Annotated in this window: 18 protein-coding genes; 6 read left to right on the top strand and 12 right to left on the bottom strand. The window is 62.9% G+C overall.

Annotated elements, in window-relative coordinates; genetic code table 11:
* Positions 1-422, bottom strand: a 422-nt coding sequence (locus LC039_RS21570; RefSeq protein ID WP_226628177.1) for a quercetin 2,3-dioxygenase, incomplete at its 3' end; no start/stop codon positions are given.
* A 100-nt stretch (positions 423-522) separates the two neighbouring features.
* On the opposite strand from LC039_RS21570, the gene LC039_RS21565 reads away from it, so the two are divergent.
* The gene (locus LC039_RS21565; protein WP_226628175.1) at positions 523-1,401 is read left to right on the top strand and encodes a LysR substrate-binding domain-containing protein; all 879 of its coding nucleotides are present in this window, start codon (positions 523-525) and stop codon (positions 1,399-1,401) included.
* 307 nt (positions 1,402-1,708) lie between these two features.
* Here the strand turns inward: LC039_RS21565 and LC039_RS21560 are convergent, their stop codons facing one another.
* The 5 genes from LC039_RS21560 to trxB all read right to left on the bottom strand — a co-directional run bounded on the left by LC039_RS21560 (position 1,709) and on the right by trxB (position 4,470).
* On the bottom strand, positions 1,709-2,194 hold the full coding sequence (locus LC039_RS21560) for a DUF2938 family protein (RefSeq protein ID WP_226628173.1): 486 nt from the start codon (positions 2,192-2,194) through the stop codon (positions 1,709-1,711).
* 139 nt (positions 2,195-2,333) lie between these two features.
* Positions 2,334-2,591: a glutaredoxin 3 gene (grxC, locus tag LC039_RS21555; RefSeq protein WP_226628172.1), complete on the bottom strand. Its 258-nt coding sequence runs from the start codon at positions 2,589-2,591 to the stop codon at positions 2,334-2,336.
* Positions 2,592-2,701: 110 nt separating this feature from the next.
* Positions 2,702-3,133: an OsmC family protein gene (locus LC039_RS21550; RefSeq protein WP_226628171.1), complete on the bottom strand. Its 432-nt coding sequence runs from the start codon at positions 3,131-3,133 to the stop codon at positions 2,702-2,704.
* 14 nt (positions 3,134-3,147) lie between these two features.
* Positions 3,148-3,471 (bottom strand): thioredoxin family protein, encoded by a 324-nt coding sequence (locus tag LC039_RS21545; protein ID WP_164184889.1) that lies wholly within the window; start codon positions 3,469-3,471, stop codon positions 3,148-3,150.
* A 39-nt stretch (positions 3,472-3,510) separates the two neighbouring features.
* Positions 3,511-4,470 (bottom strand): thioredoxin-disulfide reductase, encoded by a 960-nt coding sequence (gene trxB, locus LC039_RS21540; protein ID WP_226628170.1) that lies wholly within the window; start codon positions 4,468-4,470, stop codon positions 3,511-3,513.
* Positions 4,471-4,576: 106 nt separating this feature from the next.
* Here trxB and LC039_RS21535 point away from each other — a divergent pair, with 106 nt between their 5' ends.
* Entirely contained in the window at positions 4,577-5,473 is an 897-nt protein-coding gene (locus LC039_RS21535) for a LysR family transcriptional regulator (protein ID WP_226628169.1), read from the top strand.
* Positions 5,474-5,507: 34 nt separating this feature from the next.
* On the opposite strand, the gene LC039_RS21530 is transcribed toward LC039_RS21535, so the two are convergent.
* Positions 5,508-6,722: an MFS transporter gene (locus LC039_RS21530; RefSeq protein WP_226628168.1), complete on the bottom strand. Its 1,215-nt coding sequence runs from the start codon at positions 6,720-6,722 to the stop codon at positions 5,508-5,510.
* A gap of 508 nt (positions 6,723-7,230) precedes the next feature.
* On the opposite strand from LC039_RS21530, the gene LC039_RS21525 reads away from it, so the two are divergent.
* Positions 7,231-7,479 carry a ParB N-terminal domain-containing protein gene (locus tag LC039_RS21525; protein ID WP_092431278.1) on the top strand — a complete coding sequence of 83 codons (249 nt, stop codon included), beginning with the start codon at positions 7,231-7,233 and terminating at the stop codon, positions 7,477-7,479.
* 144 nt (positions 7,480-7,623) lie between these two features.
* Here LC039_RS21525 and LC039_RS21520 read toward each other — a convergent pair whose 3' ends face one another.
* Positions 7,624-8,541 carry a LysR family transcriptional regulator gene (locus tag LC039_RS21520; protein WP_226628167.1) on the bottom strand — a complete coding sequence of 306 codons (918 nt, stop codon included), beginning with the start codon at positions 8,539-8,541 and terminating at the stop codon, positions 7,624-7,626.
* A gap of 133 nt (positions 8,542-8,674) precedes the next feature.
* Between LC039_RS21520 and LC039_RS21515 the strand changes: the two genes are divergently transcribed.
* The gene (locus LC039_RS21515) at positions 8,675-9,355 is read left to right on the top strand and encodes a type 1 glutamine amidotransferase domain-containing protein (protein ID WP_226628166.1); all 681 of its coding nucleotides are present in this window, start codon (positions 8,675-8,677) and stop codon (positions 9,353-9,355) included.
* A 49-nt stretch (positions 9,356-9,404) separates the two neighbouring features.
* On the opposite strand, the gene LC039_RS21510 is transcribed toward LC039_RS21515, so the two are convergent.
* From LC039_RS21510 to gntH, 4 genes are all read right to left on the bottom strand, one after another.
* The gene (locus LC039_RS21510) at positions 9,405-10,517 is read right to left on the bottom strand and encodes a zinc-binding dehydrogenase (protein ID WP_226628164.1); all 1,113 of its coding nucleotides are present in this window, start codon (positions 10,515-10,517) and stop codon (positions 9,405-9,407) included.
* Positions 10,518-11,471: 954 nt separating this feature from the next.
* Positions 11,472-12,743, bottom strand: coding sequence for a HupE/UreJ family protein (locus tag LC039_RS21505; protein WP_226628162.1), 1,272 nt, complete (start codon positions 12,741-12,743; stop codon positions 11,472-11,474).
* A gap of 7 nt (positions 12,744-12,750) precedes the next feature.
* Positions 12,751-14,460: a hypothetical protein gene (locus tag LC039_RS21500; RefSeq protein WP_226628160.1), complete on the bottom strand. Its 1,710-nt coding sequence runs from the start codon at positions 14,458-14,460 to the stop codon at positions 12,751-12,753.
* Positions 14,461-14,527: 67 nt separating this feature from the next.
* The gene (gene gntH / locus LC039_RS21495; protein ID WP_226628158.1) at positions 14,528-15,808 is read right to left on the bottom strand and encodes a guanitoxin biosynthesis MBL fold metallo-hydrolase GntH; all 1,281 of its coding nucleotides are present in this window, start codon (positions 15,806-15,808) and stop codon (positions 14,528-14,530) included.
* A 217-nt stretch (positions 15,809-16,025) separates the two neighbouring features.
* Here gntH and LC039_RS21490 point away from each other — a divergent pair, with 217 nt between their 5' ends.
* Entirely contained in the window at positions 16,026-17,402 is a 1,377-nt protein-coding gene (locus LC039_RS21490) for a tetratricopeptide repeat protein (protein WP_226628157.1), read from the top strand.
* A gap of 585 nt (positions 17,403-17,987) precedes the next feature.
* Positions 17,988-19,580 carry an arylsulfatase gene (locus LC039_RS21485; RefSeq protein WP_226628155.1) on the top strand — a complete coding sequence of 531 codons (1,593 nt, stop codon included), beginning with the start codon at positions 17,988-17,990 and terminating at the stop codon, positions 19,578-19,580.
* Positions 19,581-19,702 lie beyond the last annotated feature (122 nt).

Genomic DNA, 19,702 nt, shown 5'->3' with positions numbered 1-19,702 from the left:
CGATAGCCGTGGACGGTCCCGGCAGGAACATAGGCGTAGTCCCCGGCAGTCAGCATGTGGACCTTGCCATCGAGATGCAGCTCCAGCCGACCGGCCATGACATACAGCGCTTCCTCGGTATCGTCATGGCGATGCAGCGGCAGGCCCGCCTCCATCGACCCCGTCAGCACTGCGGCCTGGCAATCGCCACCGGTGTCCTGGGGCCGCGCGATCAGCGTTGCGACCTGACCGCCGATCAGGTGGTGCTCCCCCTCTCCGTCACGCAGCGCATAGAGCTCGGGCTTGCCCGGCAGTTGACCGGTGGCCGTCGCGAAGGGGATCTGCCCCAGCGGAGCGTCCGCAAGGGCGATGTCGCCGGTGATAGCCGCGGCGGCACCGCCGATCGCTGCGTTTCGAAAGAAGTTCCTGCGTGTCAGTTTCATGCCGATTCCTAAGCACTTGATCGTTTCAAGCCGTGGGTATCGCGCCAGACAAATCAGGTGTAATAGGAATTTCTGACTGAATAATCACAGGTTCTGATTTATGGAGCTTCGCCAGCTGCGATATTTCACGGTTCTTGCCGACACCCTCCATTTCGGGCTGGCAGCCGAACGCCTCAACATCGTTCAGCCTGCCCTGTCGATGCAGATCAAGAAGCTCGAAGAGGAGCTGGGTGTCGCGCTGTTTGCCAGGTCAAAACGCAAGGTCGCGCTCACCCACGCCGGAGATCTGTTCCGGCAGGAGGTCCGCCGCTGCCTGCACCATGCCGAGCAGGCCCAATACATCGCGCGTGCAGCCCATCAGGGGATGGTTGGCAAACTGCGGCTTGGCATATCGTCGGGCGCGGTTGAATCGGGTGTCCTCAGAATGGTGATGCAGTCGTTTAACAGGACCAGTCCAAAGCTCTTGATTGAACCGGTCGAGGTCCATCCGGCACGTGCGCCCGCCGCAGTGCTGCGGGGCGATCTCGATGCGGCCCTGGCCACGGTTGCCTCACTGACCGTACCTGATGGATTGTCGATGCATGAGATGATCGTCCAACCTGCGATCGTGGTCCTGCCCGAAAATCACCCCCTCGCTCCCGGCGAAGACGTCTCGCCAGAGGACTTGCGGGACGAGACGTTCATTGGGTTCGCCGGACCGGATGATATTTCGGGCCTGTCTCTGACAGCGGGTGCCTTGGGGTATTGGCCGGCATCTTACCGGACCGTCAGCAACCCTTCGATGACGGTGGGCCTTGTCGCGGCAGGCCTGGGGGTTGCCATTATTCCTGAGGTCATGGCGCGTTCGGAAGCCGGCGCGGTCTTTCGAACGCTCAGGAACAGGCACTACGATGTCGATGTCACTTTGCTGTGGGCGCAGGATCAAAATCCGAGCGCAGCAGCCGCGGTCAGGCGCATGCTGGAGGGGGTTCCAAGTTGAGCGAGCCAATCCCGCACTATCGGCATCTCGAAGGTCACTACCATTCAAATCACGCCCACCAGAGCGCCTCGTGCTTGTGCTGCACGTGCATTGGTTGTCCGATGAACGACCGGAGGTCCGCATCGGTAGTGCTGCAGCGAGGCGCAGCGAATGGTGGGATTAGGCTCCAGGGTCTGGTGAATCCTTGAACGACCGTTTTCGTGATCTTTCGCGACGTTCGTCGCAGCGCACGGTAGGACGCCCAGCACTCGCTCCGCCGCTCTGCCCTGAGTGGCGTGAAAATCGTCCGTGAATTGCGTGACGCTTCTCAGGCGACCAACAGCGCCAGCAGGTATTGCGCGATGGCAAAGACCACATGCGCCACAAGCACGTAGGTGATCATCGCCCCGGCGTTGGGCAGCTTGCGCGCGAAGATGCCGCCGCCCATCCCGGGCATGAGGATGATCAGACCAGCCAGCGTGCTGATGATCACCCCGATCAGGACGAAGGGGAACACGGTCGGAGCGGAAATGAAATCAACGCCCCAGAACAGCGGGAACATGACCGCATAGGCGATGCCGATGGCATAGTGGAAGACCCAGCCGGTCAATGCCTCGCCCACGCGGTGCGCACGGTCATCACCGCCGTCGAGCACCAGCCGGCCCGCGGGAATGCCCAGCAGCCAGCGCCCCACCGAGGGCCAATGCGTGCCGGGCATCCAGCCGATCTTCGCGGTTATGAGGCCCCAGAGGTCAAGCGCGATGGTCGAGCCGATGCCGACCACAAGGACGAAGGTGATGAGGTCAAACGTCATGGGGGACCCTCCACAGGGAAACAGGAACGGTGCCGCAGCGGCACAGGCGTATCTGTCGGAGTGGCAAAAGATAAATTCTTTCCGGCGCTCCGATTGATTGCGATTTTGGATCAGTCGCCGACCACCGGGCAGGCCCGGATCAGCCCGCCAGCAGCGCGTCCAGCTTTCCGGCACGCTCGAGCGCCAGAAGCTCGCTGCAGCCGCCGACGTGGATGTCGCCAATGAAGATCTGCGGCACGGTGTGTGCGCCGCCCGAGCGTGACAGCATTTCGCGGCGTCCCTTGGGAACCACCATGATGTTGATGTCCGTGTAGTCTGCACCCTTCTTGTCGAGCACCATTTTGGCGCGCGAGCAGTAGCCGCAGAAGGGCGAGGTGTAGATGTCGATCTTGGGCATGAAAGCCTCCTGGGTATTGTCTGGCTGATCCGGGAAAGCCGCGGGGCGACAGCGCCTCGCGTGGGCACCGGTCCCGGCGTGAGGCCGGGACCGGGCAGAGCGGCGCGGCCTCAGGCGGCGACGCGCACGTCGGCTTCGACCGCGATGGTCACGCCAGCCTTGCGGGCGATGTTGCCGACGGCACAGATCGCGTCGGCGCGTTCGATGGCCGCCTCGGCGGCCGTAGTGTCCGCCTCACTCGAGCCTGCGGCCAGAGTGACGCGCGCCACGTGACGGATCGCGAAATCGTCGTCACCGGCCTGGGCGTCCGTGTCGACCGAGATCGTCTCGACCGGAACCTTCTTCCCCTCGGTGATCGCGCGCAGGGTGGCGGTGAAGCAGGCCAGCGTGGAGGCGGTGAAGAGCGACTTGGGGTCGGCCCCCGCGCCGCTGCCGCCGAGCTCGGTCGGGATGCCGATGCCCACGTCCCAGCCCTCGCCGGTGATCTTGCCTTCACCCTTGAAGCCACCGGTCCAGGTGGAGGTCATTTTGATATCAGCCATTTGCTCTACTCCTCTTACGCCGCGCTCTTCACGGCGGTGGTGTATTTGTCCTTGGGGTTCAGGCCGACGACCATGTCGACCGGCTTGCCGTCCTTGAACACCAGCACGGTCGGCACCGAGCGGATGCCGAAGGCTCCGGCGATCTCGGGGGCGAGGTCGATGTCGACCTCACCAAAGTTGGCGCTGTCCTTCATCTCGCCCGCGACCTCGTTGTAGGTCGGCTCGAGCGCGATGCAGGGGCGGCACCACGTGGCCCAGAAGCGCACCACCTTCACGGTGCCGGGTGCCTGCATGAAGCCTTCGAAATTGCTCGTATCGAGCGTCGTTACATCTGCCATGTCTCTCTCCATTGGCTTGAACTTTGGGTTGGGATTGAGTCAGTCCGAGGCGGGCTCGGCCGGGAGGTCGAGAGGCAGCCCCGCGAGGTAGCGGTCGGCCTCAAGCGCCGCCATGCAGCCCTGTCCGGCGGCGGTCACCGCCTGACGGAACTGGTCGTCGGTCACGTCACCGGCGGCAAAGACCCCGGGCAGCGCCGTCGCGGTACTGCCGGGTTTGGTCCGCAGGTAGCCACCGGGCTTGAGCGGCAGCTGGTTGGAAAAAAGTTCGGTCGCCGGGCTGTGGCCGATGGCCACGAAGACGCCCTCTGCGTCGAGCTTTTCAACCGTGCCCGCGATCCGGTCTTTCAGGATCACGCCGGTGACCACGCGCGGGGTCTCGGTGCCGATGATCTCGGCAACCTCGGCGTTCCATATGACCTCGATCTTCGGATGGGCGAAGAGCCGATCCTGCAGCACTTTCTCGGCGCGCAGGCTGTCCCGGCGATGCACGAGGATCACCCGCCCGGCGATGCCCGCGAGGAACAGCGCCTCTTCCACGGCGGTGTTGCCGCCGCCCACGACGACCACGGTGCGGCCGCGGTAGAAGAACCCGTCACAGGTGGCGCAGGCCGAGACGCCGCCGCCCTGAAAATGTGCCTCCGACGGCAGGCCGAGCCATTTCGCCCGTGCCCCGGTGGCGATGATCAGCGCGTCGTAGCTATACGTCGTGCCGCTGTCGCCCTTGAGCGTGCGCTTGCCGGTCAGCCGAGCCTCGGTCACCATGTCGGTGACGATCTCGGTGCCCATGCGCAGCGCCTGCTCGCGCATCTGCTCGACCAGCCAGGGGCCCTGAATGGGGTCGGCGAAGCCGGGGTAGTTCTCCACGTCGGTGGTGATGGTGAGCTGTCCGCCGGGCTCGAGCCCGGTCAACAGCAGCGGCGACAGCCCGGCGCGGGCCGCGTAGATCGCCGCCGTATAGCCTGCCGGGCCGGAGCCGAGGATGATGAGTCTTCTGTGCATGACCTTGCCGTTTGTTGCTACGGCGGTCATATATGCCCCAAAGGCGAATGATTAAGTTCTAATACGCTATCGCCATATATTCTCAGATCGCATCAATGAGGGCGCCATGGAAATCAAGGAATTGCGCTGCTTCGTGCGGGTCGCCGAGACGCTGAACTTCAACCGGGCCGCCGAGCAGCTGAACATGAGCCAGCCGGTGGTGACCAAGACCATCGCCCAGCTCGAGCACAAGCTGGGGGTGAAGCTCTTTGACCGCACCACCCGCCGCGTCGCGCTGACCGCCGCTGGCGTGGTGCTGCGGCGCGAGGCCGAGGGGCTGCTGGCGCATCTCGATCAAGTGCAGCGCGCCGTCCGCCACGCCATCGCCGAAGAGAGCAAGCGCTTTGCCATCGGGGTGACGCCGCTGGCCATGCAGACGGTATTTCCGGCGGTGATCCGCGGCTTCCGCGAGGCGCATCCGGGGATCGACGTGTCGATCCACGAGCTGCCCACCGATGCGCAGGTGAAGGCGCTGCTGGCCGCCGAGATCGACGCTGCCTTCCTGCTCGCTCCGGCGGCGGATGATGCGCTGGAGGTGCGGGAGATTCACTCCGAGCAGATGCGCCTTGCGGTGCCGACGAGCCATCCGCATCTGAAATCGCTCGGCCTCGGGCCGATGCCGCTCTCGGCCTTCGCGGGCGAGACCTTCATCATCCCGCCGCGGTCGGAAAACCCCGGCGTGCATGACGAGATCATCCGCGCCTGTGCGGTCTCGGGCTTCCGGCCGAAAGTGAAAGATTGCACCGAGGGGCAGACCTGCCTGTGCCTCGTCGAGGCGGGCATGGGGGTGAGCTTCGTCACGAACCGCATCGACTGCGCCACCAGCGACGACATGCGCATCGTCGATCTTGAAGAGCCTGCACCGACACTCAGCGTGGCGCTGGCTTGGCGGCGCGAGGATCCGTCGCCGCTGCTGGAAACGCTGCGGCAGTTGGCGCTGAACACGGAAACGGCGGCCGCATAGGGCCGCCGCTTCTCTGCATTGGGAATGTTGCCGATCAGGCCGCAACCTCGTCCGGGCAGGTGCCACCGTTCCCGGCGCGCAGCGCGGCACAATAGCGGCGATCGACGCGCGCGCTGACCAGCGCCAGCACGAGGCCTGCCAGCACCACAATCCCAGCCACCGGCCCGGTCATCCCAAGCCCGAGGTGATCGACAACCCAGCCGCCGCCGCCCGCACCAAGCGCGATGCCGAGGTTGAAGGCCGAGATGTTCATGCTCGACGTCGCGTTCACCAGACGCGGGGCGATGAGGCTGGCCTGGTTCACCGCGTAGAGCTGCAGGATCGACACCGAGCCGAAGGCGACGATGCCCCAGATGATCACCAGCGGCACGACCGTCATCAGGTTGCCGGCGAAGGGGATCAGCAGCAGCAGCGCCAGCGCCATCACGCCATAGATGCCAAGCAGCACCGGCATGGCGCCGACCCGGTCGGCAATACGAGCACAGATCAGGTTCCCGATCGCCACGGCGACGCCGTAGAAGAACAACAGCGTGCCGATGCCGTTGGGGGACATGCCGGTGAACTGCTCGAGGATCGGCGAGAGATAGGTGAAGGCCACGAAGGAGCCGCCATAGCCAACGAGGGTGATCGCGAACAGGAGCGCCAGCCGCGGCTTCAGCACCACCGACATCTGCTCGAGGAAGGACGAGGGCGCGGGCCGCTCGATGTTGCGCGGCAGCAACCAGGCCAGCGCGAGGAAGGACAGCACGCCGATGCCGGTCACAGCGACGAAGGTCGCACGCCAGCCGAAATAATTCGCGATGAACGTGCCGACCGGCACGCCGGAGATCAGCGACAGGGTGATGCCGGTGAACATGGTGGCGATGGCCTGCCCAGCCTTCTCCTTCGGCACCAGCTGCGCGGCGACCACCGTGGCCACCGAGTAGAAGACGCCCTGCACCACGCCCGACAGGATGCGGCCGATCAGGAGCGTGCCGAAGGTCGGCGCCAGCGCCGCGAGCGTGTTGGCGATGACAAACAGCACCATCAGCCCGAGCACGAGCTTCTTGCGGTCGAACCGCCGGGTGACGGCGGTGAGAAGTGGGGCGGCGACAGCCACCGCCAGCGCGTAGATGCTGACGGTGAGACCGGCAGTGGCGAGGCTCACTTCGGTGTCGCGCGCGATTTGGGGCAGGATGCCCACGATCACGAACTCCGCCATTCCGATGGCGAGCGCCGCGGCCGTCAGGGCCCAGACTCCGATAGGCATGGAATACTCCGATATCTTGAGGGGCTCGCCGGGGCGGCAAGCGGGATGCCGGAGCGATACCGAAGCTGCTGTGTCAAGTTAAATTCCAAGTTGGCATCAGTTTTGATGCTCTGATTGGTGGGTGGTTCTTTTGCGACCTCCGAGTGCCCACGCGTAAAGCGAAAGCGACACTCTCCATTCCAGGGGAAGAGTTGCCGCAATGCAGCGAATGTTCGCAGAGTCCCGCACCACTGCCGCCCCATGCTCTTGGGGTGAAGGTCCGCTTCGCCGCATAGACATCTCGGGGCGAAGGTCGCGTTTGGGCTCAAGTAGCCAAACGGCCCTGTCCAAAAAACCTGGGTGGGTCGACTCAGCGCAGGCAAGGGACGGCGAGATCGCGGCGTGACACTGGTCGCATGCAAAGCGCGTATTGCGTTGGGTGGCCCGCCCGATGACTTGGACATCATTGACACGCGCCCCAGCTTCGAAAGGACTCGCGCCTGATGCCAATCTGCCCCATGCTCCACCAATGTTGGAAAAGCACACCGTTGCGATCAGCGCCATTAGGGTTCCGCTCAAGCGAAAAAAGACGCTCTGCGAGGACAAAGTCCACAAGCTCGCCGAGAGCATTTTGGAGGACGGGCAGACCACCCCAATTCAGCTCCGGCCTGACGGAGACGGCTACGTGCTGATCGAAGGTCTCCACCGACTAGAGGCGCTTCGGGTGCTGGGAGAGGAGTCCGTGCTGGCCTATTTCGTGCGCGCTCGGCTGCACTGAGTCGCACGACACTACGGGCCGCGCCAGGAGTCCATGACAGTCAGGTCTTGGGGATTACCCGGGTGGCGAGGCAGTCGACGCGGTCAGACGTTGCTCATGACCGGGACGGCAGGCAGGCGCAATGAACTGCCAATGACTTTGTGGTCACGTGTCTCGGCCCCTCTCCTTTTCTCCGAATGCAATGTTGTTCAGAAGGTCTCGCAGCCAGATGTGGCGTGCGTCGCTCCGGTTATGTGGGTGCCAAGCGACCTGCGTCGGGAAGGTGCCAAGGTTCAGTGGGACCGGCATGTCTCGGAGACCATAAGGTTCGGCGATGATCGCCGCTATGCGCGCAGGGACCGTAGCGATGCCTCCGACGCGGGCGACTGTCGGGGCTGCCGTCAGGAAGTGCGAGACGATCACCGCGGTGTTGCGGCGCAGGCCCGTGTCGGCGGTTAGTTTGTGCAATCCGGTGCGCCATCTTCCGGGCGGCACCACCACCACATGCGGAAGCCGCTCATAAAGGTCGCGATCCAGGGTCGCGCCGTCTGCCAAAGCCTCGGGGGCTACGATGCAGCGGAATCCGTCATTGAACAGTTCCGAGACGACCAGGTCCTCAGGTGGAGGGGAGAACCGTCCGATGGCGAGATCGAAGCTTTGCCCGGCAAGGGAGCGCGGATCCAGGTCCGGGCCGATCGGGGCGATTTCGAGCTCGGCCTCGGGGGCGTGACGCGCGAAGGCGGCGGCCAGAAGCGGGGCGAGCACGACCTCCGCGTAAGGACCCAGCAACAGCCGGAAGCGCCGCGTGCTTTGAGCGGGGTCGAAAGGCTCGGCGGCACGGAACGCCCGTTCGAGCCGGTCCAGCCCGGCCGCGACGTCCGGCGCGATCTGCAACGCTTTCTCGGTCGGCTCGACGCCATATCTGGCGCGCAGGAAAAGCTCATCCCCCAAGGCGCCGCGCAGCCGCGCAAGCGCCGCGCTGACAGTGCTTTGCGACTGGCCGAGGCGTCGCGCCGCAGCAGTGACATTGCGTTCTTCCATCACGGCGTGGAAGACGCGAAGAAGAGATATGTCTGGGGTCATGTGTCCAGCTTACCGATATCTGACATGCTGCGCATCAATTTCTCGATTTGCAAATTCGTCCCATATCACTGCGGACACGTTCCTGCAGTGACCCTCGCGGGACGTTCTGAGACAACGCAAGGAAACCTGAAAAATGGCACGTATTCTGATCCTGTCCACTGCGGCCGATGTCCTTGGCGATACCGGCAACCCCACCGGCGTTTGGTACGAAGAGTTGGCGAGCCCGTATTACGCTTTCCTTGATGCGGGCCACGAGGTCACGCTGGTGACGCTTGGCGGCAAACCTGTTCCCATTGACCCGAATTCCGACGTGACTGGTGAGGAGGCCCCAGCCTCGGTCACAAGGTTCCGCGCAGATACGGAGGCAACGGCGCTTCTGTCCAACCCCGGCCGCCTCGAGGACGAGGACGTCACAACCTACGACGCGCTCTACATACCGGGCGGCCACGGCGCGATGTTCGACCTCGCGGAAAGCCCGCTTGCAGCCAAGGTCATTGGCAAGGCATGGGATAGCGACAAGGTCGTCGCCTCGGTCTGTCATGGTCCGGCGGCCTTTGCCAAGGTCGTGGATGCGAATGGCGATCCCATCGTGAAGGGCCGCAGGGTCACGGCCTTCACGGACAGCGAGGAAGAGGCCGTGGGGCTGTTGGAGACGGTGCCGTTTCTGCTGGAAACCAAGCTGCGTGAACTCGGGGCTGACTTCGAGAGCGTCGGCGACTGGCAGCCTCATGCCGTGGCCGATGGCCGGCTGGTGACCGGGCAGAACCCGGCTTCGTCGGAGGCGGCGGCGAAGAAAGTCCTCGAGCTTCTGTAACCTTATGTGGCGCTGCCCGGCGACGGGCGGCGCCTCTCTGCCCTGCGGGTCAGGCCCAGGGCGTGACGAGGTATTTCTCGCCCGTGCGCATAGCGCGGTAGTCCAGCACGGCGTCCTTGGTCAGCATTTCCTCCAACGTGACGCGAGATTTGTAGCTGCTGGCAAAGGTGCTGGTGAGGTTGTCACGTACGCGCTGACGCATCCGGCCCATGGTCTCCTGCCCAATCGACTGCAGGAATGGGAATAGAAGCCAGCCAGATAAGGTCCATCCGAACCCGTAGCTGGGTGTCAGGATGGTAGGGCTGGTGTCGAGGCGGCCGTAGATGAACATGCGTTTCGGCTGGTTCGATCCATAGCGCGAATACTCGGCCATCTGCTCCCTTGCGACCCTCTCCATCGCCCGAAATGCGGTATCGACCAGCGTGCCGCCCCCCACGGGATCGAAGCCGTAGAAGGCGCCTGTCTCACGAATTGCGTCGGTCAGCTTGTCCATAAAATCGTCTTCGGAAGAGTTGACCACATGCTCGGAGCCAAGCCCCTTCAGCAGATCCACCTGATCGCTCTTTCGCACGATGTTCACCAGCCCGATGCCATCCTCTGCGCAGATGCGCGTCAGCATCTGGCCGAGGTTCGAGGCCCCGACAGTGTGCAGGATGGCGTTCTGTCCGTCGGCCCTGGCAGTCTCCACAAAGCCGAGGGCGGTCATCGGATTGACGAAGGCGCTGGCGCCTTCTTCGACGGAATGCTCGCCCAGCGGGAGGCACATGTCCGCGTCGGAGAGGCAATACTGGCTGTAGGCGTTGCCCGGGACGCAGGAGACGCGCTGCCCCACCAGCGCCTGCGCAGCATCACTGTCGCCAGCGGCGATGACCGTGCCTGCGCCTTCGTTACCAGCGGGCAATTTCAAACCGTGACGCGCCTTCGACGCGGCATTTGCCGCCTCGGGCATTCGGGCCGCGAACTTGCCCGGCATATACTCCGCGTTCTCCATGTCGGCGCCGCCGACGAGAATGGCAAGGTCCGAGGGATTGATCGGCGCGGCTTCCATCCGCACCAGCACCTGATTGTGGGTGGGGTCGGCAAATGAAACGTCTTCAAGCGCGACGGTCAGTGTGCCGTCGGCCTCGAGCGTGGTGAATAGCTGTTTTCCGGTGGTGGCCATGCAGGCGCCTCCTTCGCGTTTCATCGGGTGATGTGGATCTAGGGCCAATTCCGATGCATCCAAAAATTCTGCATCCGGCACAAGATAAGTAGTCGGAGCGACTGGAAAGGGCGCCGAGTGGGCTTGCGGCGGTGCAGCGTGCCGTACACATGGCGGGCAGGAGCGCGCGTTCCTCTCGGCCCAGATCAGTCGTCGCCGGGCCGCTCCGCCGTTTCACCGAAGCGGCCATTCAAGCAGGCCGCAGCATTTTGAACGGTCCGAGGTCGGCAGTGCGGGACCTTTCTGACGTTCGCTGCGCATGCAGCGTTGGTTGCGAGCAGCGGCAGCAATGCGCAGGAAGCGGACGTGCCCGGTCGAGCCGGGGCGCCTCACGTCATAGGCGCGCCCGGCCCTAACCCGACCTTGGGGCTGGACGACCTCGCTGCGGCGCAGCTTCACGGAAACAGTCATTCATGCCTCGCGCAGCATTTTTCTACGGCTACGTTACGCTGTGCGGACCTTTCGGACGTTCGCTGCATGTGCTCGATTCACGCTGCGCCCGCGAAGTCACGAGGGAGAAAGGGAGGGAGGGTTACGTACCTTCGCCGCGGTGACAATCCGTTCCCTCGGCAACGCGGGAAGCGGACATTCAGAGCGGACCAAAATCGAAGTTTGTTTTGCATCGCCGCATGACCGCAATCGGGCCCTCTCCTTCCGGTCTGCGAAATGGGTATTGCTGCACTGCCGAGAGGCTCTTGCTCCCGAAGGCTGGGCCTCGCAGAGGCCTTTCCAATATTCGCCTGCGCACATCAATTTTGCCGAGTCTGCCAAAATGAGTAGTACAGACCGCAACGTGTCAAAGGTCTGTTTGGCAATGCGCAAGAACATCCCGTCGAGCTTTCACGGAAAAGCTCTGCGGAATTCTGGACGCAGGCGATGTCCACTTTCTTCCTCTCGTTCTCCTTATCGACTGCCTTAGATCCCGGCCCCTATGATGGACGTGGCCCTTTCAAGAAACCAGAGCGCAGCGGCGATGGATACGGAAATGGCCACTGCGCCGCGGGCCCCGATCCAAACGCGCTCAGGCATCTTGCGGAGTAGAACAACCAGCGGCCATGTCAGCGCCACGATCGCAACTTGTCCGGCCTCGACGCCGATGTTGAAGGCGAGCAAACTTTGCCAGACATCGTCCGCGTCCGCACGCAGCATCGCTCGCAACATGAACGAAAAGCCGAAGCCGTGCAGCAATCCTATCATCGCGGTTATGAACACCGCGGCGCGGTTGCTTCGAGACCGCCCCGGGCGCTGCAGAATGGCATCGGCAGCCGCCCAGATGATGCTCAGCGCGATAGCGGTTTCGACCGCGGGAATGAACCATGGCGCAGACGGGGCAATTCCGAAAAAGCCCATGGATAGAGTGACGGTGTGTCCAACGGTGAAACCGGAAACCCGCGCCAGCAGAGCTCCGAGGGTCTGCGCCCCTATCACCATGCAGATCACGAAGAGAACATGATCGGTGCCTTCGAGGATGTGTAAAACCCCTGAGCCGATGAAAGTGGACGCCGCCGCGATAGTTGAGCCCGAAACCGAGATTGGCTCGGCCATGAGACCAGTGGCACGGAATGTTCGAGTGGTCTCGCCACGATAGTCCAGAACGAGATTCGCCGTCTCCTCCTGTCTGGGCAATCCGGGATCGGACAGCACCGAAAGCCGGTAACTCGCGAGCGCGGTGGTGCCGGCATATCGTAAGTGAACATCGACCAATGCGTCCCCGACGTAGGTCTCCTCCGGCCCTCCCGGCACCGCCCCGCCAGTCTGCAACGCCCCGAAGGCCTCTTCTCGGGTTGCAAACCCCGGTTCGCGTCCGACGCTGTGAACCTGCACTGCAACGATCTCGCCAGCCAACAGTCCGGCGTCGCTCTCGAGCCGCAGCTCCTGCGCAGCGATCCTGCCGAGTCCGAGCGGGTCTGTACGCAGGCTCGCCCAATCTATCAGATGCATCAGCTTTCGATCCTCAAGTCGGTTCGTCGTGAAGGGGGCCGGCGCCGGCAGCCCGTCTGTCCCGAGCGGGCCGAGCTTGTCGGCCACGAGGAAGGACATCGGTGTGCGGAAGTACACCTCAAGCCCGTCTTCGGTATGCAGTATGTGAAAGATGCGCACGTTTAGGTTGAGTTTGAAATGCGCCCAGGCCGCGCTGCTTAGGGCGAAGGGCAGCAAGGCGAGCAAAAGGATGAACAGACGCTTCATGATGTCCTCACGCTTTGGATTGGGCGCTTAGAATGGTCAGATCGCTCAGAAACCACCGGTTATCTTTGCGCGATAGGTCGACGAGTGCGCGATAGGTCACGAGACGCCGGTGCATGTGGCCCCAGTGGCCCCCGCTCAACGCAGCCGTCCAAGTCGCGAGAATCTGGCTACCGGACCCGCTGCGATCCGGGGATATTTGTTCGACCTGAAGCTCATTGATCTCGTCGACACGTGCCAGCGCTCCGGACGGCAAAGTGACCGACAGCCCCCTCCTTAGCTCGGTCGCAACGTCACTCACACGATCTGAGGCGACGAAGGGTGACAGGGCCGCCGCGAAAGTCTCGGGGCGCGTTTCGAGCATCGCTGTGCCGACGTTTTCCAGGAACCTGGACAGGAGCTGCCGTGCCATCTCCGCGTCGGGCGCAGGCTGCCCAGGCAGGCTGACCTGTGTTGTGACCGGAACCGAAGCGACCGCAGCAATGAGGGCAAGCGCCGCGACAGAGAGCCCGACATACCTGCGCTTTCCACGATTTCTGTAGCCGCGCAACGCGGCGATGACAGCCGTCGCCACGAGCAGGAGTGCCAGCAGCGGAAGCGATATTACGCGCGCGGTGGAAAGGCTCACGGGCGAGGCTTGAGGTTCCACCCAGTTTGTCAGGTGGTTGATCCATCGCACCACAGGATCGTCGGGACGGGCTACCACAGGAACGCCACCAGCCGGGTCGGTCAAGGTCACAGGAACAACGTCCGAACCTGTGGGAAAGAGATCCCATGTCATCTCCACCTCTCGCGCGAGCGCCTCTCGCGGGTAAGACAGGATCACCCCCAACAGAGACGTCGCACGATCGGAAGTCTCGTCGTCGTCGAGCAGACGTAGCCCCTCAGCCCCGATCTTCACCTGCGAGAGCCTGATCTCGGCCGGACGCAGCTCTTCACCGTCTATCACCATAGGGTTGCGGTCGCGCAGGAACTCAGCGACCGCGGGTTCAATTATCGCAAGCTGCGCCGCCCCAACGGTGTCTGCACTGTCGAGTCCGAGGTCAATCCAGCCCTCAAGATCGTGCAAGCGCAAGATGATCTCGTTGCGCACCTCGCGAGGCTCGACCGAGATGAAGGACATCAGCGGTGAACGGTGGTGGCGCGTCAGGTTCGGGTTTTCGAAGACGCTGAACCAGGGATCGGTCCAGTCGGGCACCAGAGTTTCCGCCCGCGAAAGGTAGCGATAGTCCGTCACCGGCACTCCGAGGTGCTCAATGAGGACACCGAGCGAAGCAGTGGGCATGCCGTCAGCGTCAAGCGGTGGTTTGAAAGTGAAACTCCGCGGTTGGCCCGCAAATGGAAATTCCAGTTCGGCGTAGATCACCTGCGCGCTCTTGGGGCGCGCGGGGTAAATCGTGGTGGCGGCAGAGACGCGGGGCGCGCGCGGGCGAAGCTCCACCTTGCGGGAAGTAGGCACGAGGCGGGTTCGGTCCGCCTCAATCACGAGCGTTCCTCCCGTCCGCGCGGCAAGCGACAGAGCAGGGCCGTCGGTGGAGACGAATAACGGATAGTCCGCCGGGTCGATCTCGAGTGCGATGCGAACGCGGTCGGAGAGCACCGAGATCTCGACAAAGTTCGGTGCGGTTTCACCGCCATAGGGCGAGACAAGGTCGGCTCGGCCTGGGGAGGGGCACGCAAGAAGGGCAGCAAGTGAAAGCAAGCGAAGCAGGACGGACATGATCGGGCTCCCGGGTTCTCGGATGGTGCCCCCGCGCACTTTGGCGCGGGGGCGCTGAGCAAGAGGATCACTCGTCGCCCGGATAGGGGAACTCCCGCCCCAGCGCTTTTGACGCTTCCTCGAAGATTGGGCGCAGCGCATCATCGACATTCCAGTACCCGCTCTTTGTGAAGTCGGAGAACCCGATGTCCGCGATGTCGATCCCCGCCTCGCCGGCGAAAGCTGCTCTGTCGTCGAGAGAGGGCGCCTGGGCGGGAGCGCCGAGCGGGGGTGCCCATGTCGCCTCTTCGGTGACCGCCATCCGAATCCGAATGTCATCCTTAGTGACGTTCCAGACCATGAAGTCATTCGCCAGGCTGAGGGGGCCGTCATAGGTCTTCCGGATGCGCTCGTAGACCGCTGTGCCCGTGTCGAAATCATTGAAGAAGTGGTATGCGACGGCGAGCCTGGGCCTGATCTCGCTCATAACCTTTCCGAACGCTTCGGGCGCGGTATGCACCTGCGTTCCGACAAGTAGCGCGGATTCCGGAGTGAAGCGCATCTTCGAGACAAGATCAGGGACCGCAATAAAGCACTCATGGATCGCGAGATCCGCATTCTTCGCGTACTCCACGAACCATTTGTTGGGATAGGTGTCCGAGCTGAAGACAAATTTCAGATCGTTCCATTCCAGCGCATAGCTTACGGCCCCGTCAATTGCATGGATTGCGGGAAAGGTCCGGATTTTCACGCCGTTTTGTTCGTAGATCACCTCGTTCTCGAGTTTGTAGTCGAACTCGGTCACATCGAGCTTGTAGCCGCGGAAATCGACGTTGCCGGCGCGTCCCGCCATATCCCATGTGAGCATTTGCATCATGCCTTTCAGGGCATAGGCGGTGCCGAGTTCGGGCGTCGCGCCACTCGGACCCCAGACCCGGAGCGGAACATTGCGGCCCATCAGTGCGCCGCCAATGAACAGGTCATGCAGAGCGCCGAAATGGTCTGTATGCAGGTGCCCTACGAAGATTTTGTCGAGGTAATTGTAGGGAATCTGTAACGACGAGAGCCGTTCCGCCGAGCCAGACCCGATGTCGAAAAGAAACTTGTCTCCATTCCCGAGCTCGACAAGGAAGCATGCTGCGGCCTGAGCCGCGCGGGTGGTCGGCATGCCCGTACCGCAGGCGACGACGCGCATCTCGTCCTCGGCGAGATCTTCGGTATTTGGGTAGTAGGTGTCGCGCTCGCGGTCGCGCACCATGGTTGGCGACGCGTCCGTCTCCTGTGCATAGGCCGCGCTTACAAACATCAGGCCATATCCGTCGCTCGACGTTGGCGCGCCCAGCCAGGCGCCGAGCGCGACACCGGCCATGAAGCTGGCCGCCCTCCTGAATGCTCTATTGCGATATGTCATGGAAAGATCCTCCCGTTTGAACGAGGTTTGGGCCCTGTCAACCGATCGCGGAGGAGCGATTTCGGTGAGACCTGGGGCCGCAAGTCCCGAAAGCCTGCCTGATTGAAAGACTCCGCATAACGGAGTCACCGTGACAGGCGGGGTGACTCACGTCTCTGCAGGAGGAGGCAACGCATTGAAACAGCCTGTGAGAGAGCAGTCGAATTCCATTCGACGACCGCTAAGCGGTGTATCCTGTGCTGCCGCAGATGACGTGGTGAATCGGATTCTCGGTTCGACTCTGTTCGAAAAAGCCGGGCGGCTGAGAGATTTTCTGACCTATGTCGTGCGCGAAGAACTCGCCGGACGCGGCGAAGGCATCCGCGGCAAGACTATCGCCCAAGACGTCTACGGACGCACAGCGGAGCACGGTGCAGACTCCGAAAACATTGTCCGCGTCGACGCGCGGCGTTTACGTCAGCAACTTGACCACTACTACGCGACAGAGGGTATGACCGACCCGGTCCGCCTCCATTTGGAGCCGGGCAGCTACCGACCGCGGTTCGAGGCAACGCATGGTCGTCCGGAGGCAATCTGGCGGAAAATTCGTGTTGGTTCATCATCTCACCTAAGCCTCTTTGTGATCGGAACAGTTGTCGGTCTTGCCCTTAACTTGTTGCTTCCTCCAAGGAGTGCGGTTGAGGACTTGGAAACCGCGGCTATGAAAGTTGAGCTGACATCGGGCGCATCCACCGGCCTGCAAGCCGCTGAACGCCGGGCGATTAGGGAAAAGTCAGCCTCGTCCCTCGAAGCGATCAGCCTTGCCGAGCACGGGCGGCGCATGATGTACCCACTCTTCGACCTGCCAAGACAGGAATTGCTGACACCCGTCTTCGAGTACGTCATCGAACTCGATCCCGCCTACCACGGAGGCTATTCCGGACTCGCCTATGTGCTCGCCAGCCGTGCGCTGCTGGCAGCTGATCCGGCAGCTCGCGCGGAACTCCTTGCGCGTTCCGATGCAATGGCACAGACCGCTTTGAGCCTCGACCCGAAACAGGCATGGACCCTTTCCGCTCTGGCGCGGGTTTCCTTCGTTCGCAAAGACTATGATGAGGCGATGCGCCTTGCAGAACTCTCAGCGCAAATCGGCCAGGAGGACGACCTGGTTCTCGATGGCTTAGCTGCGATTGCCCTCTTCTCTGGACAATTCCAACGTTCCATCGAAGCCGCGAATGACGGCAAGCCACGGCCTGATAGCAACCAGCGGTTCGCCAATCGCAATATCTTTGCTGCGGCGAGTTATCATATCGGCGACTATCGAGCAGCCTATGAAGCACTCGAGCAGGCTGTTGCTTCCGGTGCTCCCATCAGTCCGCCATCTCTCGCTTACCAGGCCGCGGCGTTGGCTGCGATGGGCCGCGAAAAGGAGGCGCGTCATAAGCTGGAAGAGTTGGAACGGACTTGGCCCGGTGCGCCGCTCGATATCATGTTCTACGGCAGGCATAGCGAAAAGCGCAATGCGGACGCCGTTCTCGACCGATTGCGCCAATTGGGCTGGAAGGGCAAGTAGAGGCGTTGATGGTGAGAGTTCTGGAGAGTCTTTACCGGGTTATACCGATCTGCCGCGAACGTCTGGTAGGTCCCGCCCTGCCGACCTTCATCCTCCGAAGATGCTGCGCGATGGACGAATGGCTGGTCTGGTGAAGTTGCACCGCGGCGGTCGGCCAGGGACTGAACGGCAGGTCTCGGCCGGGAACGGCGGGCGGCGCTCCCCGCCAGGTGTAGGGCTCGCTGCACTGCCACAAGCCCGCTTCGAGCCCGTAACTGACCGCGTTTCTCGCAGGGGATTTCGCACCTGCAGCATTGGCGCGCCCATCTCTACCGGCCCTTTCCCGACGCCCGTCCTACCGTCTTCCGCAGCGGCGCAGCATCCCGAGACCGGTTATTCGCCGCGGTTGCGAAGGCGAGGCCTGGGCGAACTCACACTTCGCGTACCAAGCAGACGCAAACCCGCCGAATTCAAGCTCGCATGAACCATTCGGAGACATTTCCGGACCCTGCTGCCAAGCCGTGTTCATGCCTGACCAAACGCCATGATTACATGCTATAGATGGCATGCGACCAAAATTCATTTTCAGCTTCGAGGAGGTGCGACATGCACCAGCGCATTTTATCCCTCGCTTCCCTGCTTAGCCTCTTGGTCATGCCCATCGCGGCCCAGGAGGCGGGCGATGCTTTTAATCAGACCGTGCAGAGCGAGCCGTATCTCGAGCCTCACATTCCCCGGCCTAAGCAGGAAGCCGAAGCCGCGCAGAAGCTCGCCGGGCTCGCCGAAAAGACCGGTGGCAAGCCGAACATCCTGCTGCTGCTCGTCGATGACATGGGCTGGGGCGATCCCGGCTCCTACGGCGGCGGCATCGCGGTGGGCGCGCCGACGCCCGAGATGGACATGCTGGCGCGGGAGGGGCTTCGCCTCACATCGACCTACTCGCAGCCGACCTGCACCCCGACCAGGGCCGCGCTTCTCACCGGGCGGATCCCCACCCGCAGCGGCCTGACCCGCCCTACGCTGTCGGGTGAAAACCCGACGACCAACCCATGGGAGATCGAGGCCACGCTCCCCGGCCTGCTGTCCGATGCCGGCTACCGCACGGCGCTTGCCGGAAAGTGGCACCTCGGCGAAGCCGAAGGCTCACGCCCGCATGAGGCCGGTTTCGACGAGTGGTACGGCATCCTGTCCGTCATCAGCGACATGTCGCAGCAGCTCGACGCGCGGCTCTATCCGGACATGGTGTTGCGCCCGGAAAGGCTGGCCGCGCTAAAGAAACTTTCGGAGGCCGCGATCACCAAGGGCCTGAAGGGCCAGCCCCTGGAAGTCGCCGAGGAGATCACCTCGATCGAGCAACTGGCACAGATCGACCAGAAGTTTGCCGATTTCTCTGAGAACTTTATCCGCCGTGCGGCCGCGGACGACGTGCCGTTCTTCCTCGAGCATTCCTTTGCCCGACTTCACAACGATAGTTACCCGGCCGAGGGCTACGCTGGAAAAAGCCCGGCAGGCTTTCCCTACAAGGATGCGGTCCTCGAGGTCGATGACATCATCGCCCGCCTGATCGGGGTCTTGAAAGAGACCGGCGAGCTCGAGAACACCTTCGTCTTCCTGACCTCGGACAACGGTGCCAACGAGGACCTCTACCCGGACAATGGTTTCCAGCCGTGGCGCGGTGGCAAGGGGACGACATGGGAAGGCGGAGTGCGGGTTCCGGGCATCGCTTACTGGCCGGGAATGATCGCCCCGGGTCGCGAGAGCGACGGGCTGTTCGACCTGACCGACTTCTTCAACACGTCGCTGGCCCTCGCGGGCGCGTCAGACCGCATTCCAAGCGAGCGCTTCATCGACGGCATCGATCAGTCGTCCTTCCTGCTGGCGGATGACGGCCAGTCTCGGCGCGATGCGGTGTTTATGTATTCCGAGAACACGCTGATGGCGATCCGCTGGATGGAATACAAAGTCCACTTCAAGGTGATGCTGCAGCATGCCGCGCGGCGCAATCTCGACGAAACCACGGTCACGGATGTCGGCATGAGCCCCTGGGTCTACAACCTCTACATCGACCCCAAGGAGCAGGCGAGCTCGGGACACTCCCGGTTCGAGTGGGGGCTGCCGCAAGCGCTGCAACGGGTGCAGAGGCACCTTGCGACCTTTGCCGACTATCCCAGCACGGACATCGGCCTCGGCAAACCCTGATCACAGATTGCGACCGCAGGAGGCGCTCTCCGGCGGTCGCCCTCGTCCATGTCGCGGCAGAGACCCGGACGGGCGGCCGTTGGCGAAATCGGGCCTCGGCACCCTGAAGGGATTGTCGCATA

The sequence above is a fragment of the Alloyangia pacifica genome, from assembly GCF_020524285.1.
GTDB lineage: Bacteria > Pseudomonadota > Alphaproteobacteria > Rhodobacterales > Rhodobacteraceae > Salipiger > Salipiger pacificus_B.
The sequence above is the reverse complement of the archived record's forward strand: the minus strand, read 5'-3'. Positions and strand labels throughout refer to the sequence as shown.

Bases quoted from the DNA above. Each gene is read 5' to 3' on its own strand.
- LC039_RS21565 (WP_226628175.1), top strand. From the start codon at position 523: ATGGAGCTTCGCCAGCTGCGATATTTCACGGTTCTTGCCGACACCCTC.
- LC039_RS21560 (WP_226628173.1), bottom strand. From the start codon at position 2,194: ATGACGTTTGACCTCATCACCTTCGTCCTTGTGGTCGGCATCGGCTCG.
- grxC (WP_226628172.1), bottom strand. From the start codon at position 2,591: ATGCCCAAGATCGACATCTACACCTCGCCCTTCTGCGGCTACTGCTCG.
- LC039_RS21550 (WP_226628171.1), bottom strand. From the start codon at position 3,133: ATGGCTGATATCAAAATGACCTCCACCTGGACCGGTGGCTTCAAGGGT.
- LC039_RS21545 (WP_164184889.1), bottom strand. From the start codon at position 3,471: ATGGCAGATGTAACGACGCTCGATACGAGCAATTTCGAAGGCTTCATG.
- trxB (WP_226628170.1), bottom strand. From the start codon at position 4,470: ATGCACAGAAGACTCATCATCCTCGGCTCCGGCCCGGCAGGCTATACG.
- LC039_RS21535 (WP_226628169.1), top strand. From the start codon at position 4,577: ATGGAAATCAAGGAATTGCGCTGCTTCGTGCGGGTCGCCGAGACGCTG.
- LC039_RS21530 (WP_226628168.1), bottom strand. From the start codon at position 6,722: ATGCCTATCGGAGTCTGGGCCCTGACGGCCGCGGCGCTCGCCATCGGA.
- LC039_RS21525 (WP_092431278.1), top strand. From the start codon at position 7,231: ATGTTGGAAAAGCACACCGTTGCGATCAGCGCCATTAGGGTTCCGCTC.
- LC039_RS21520 (WP_226628167.1), bottom strand. From the start codon at position 8,541: ATGACCCCAGACATATCTCTTCTTCGCGTCTTCCACGCCGTGATGGAA.
- LC039_RS21515 (WP_226628166.1), top strand. From the start codon at position 8,675: ATGGCACGTATTCTGATCCTGTCCACTGCGGCCGATGTCCTTGGCGAT.
- LC039_RS21510 (WP_226628164.1), bottom strand. From the start codon at position 10,517: ATGGCCACCACCGGAAAACAGCTATTCACCACGCTCGAGGCCGACGGC.
- LC039_RS21505 (WP_226628162.1), bottom strand. From the start codon at position 12,743: ATGAAGCGTCTGTTCATCCTTTTGCTCGCCTTGCTGCCCTTCGCCCTA.
- LC039_RS21500 (WP_226628160.1), bottom strand. From the start codon at position 14,460: ATGTCCGTCCTGCTTCGCTTGCTTTCACTTGCTGCCCTTCTTGCGTGC.
- gntH (WP_226628158.1), bottom strand. From the start codon at position 15,808: ATGGCCGGTGTCGCGCTCGGCGCCTGGCTGGGCGCGCCAACGTCGAGC.
- LC039_RS21485 (WP_226628155.1), top strand. From the start codon at position 17,988: ATGCACCAGCGCATTTTATCCCTCGCTTCCCTGCTTAGCCTCTTGGTC.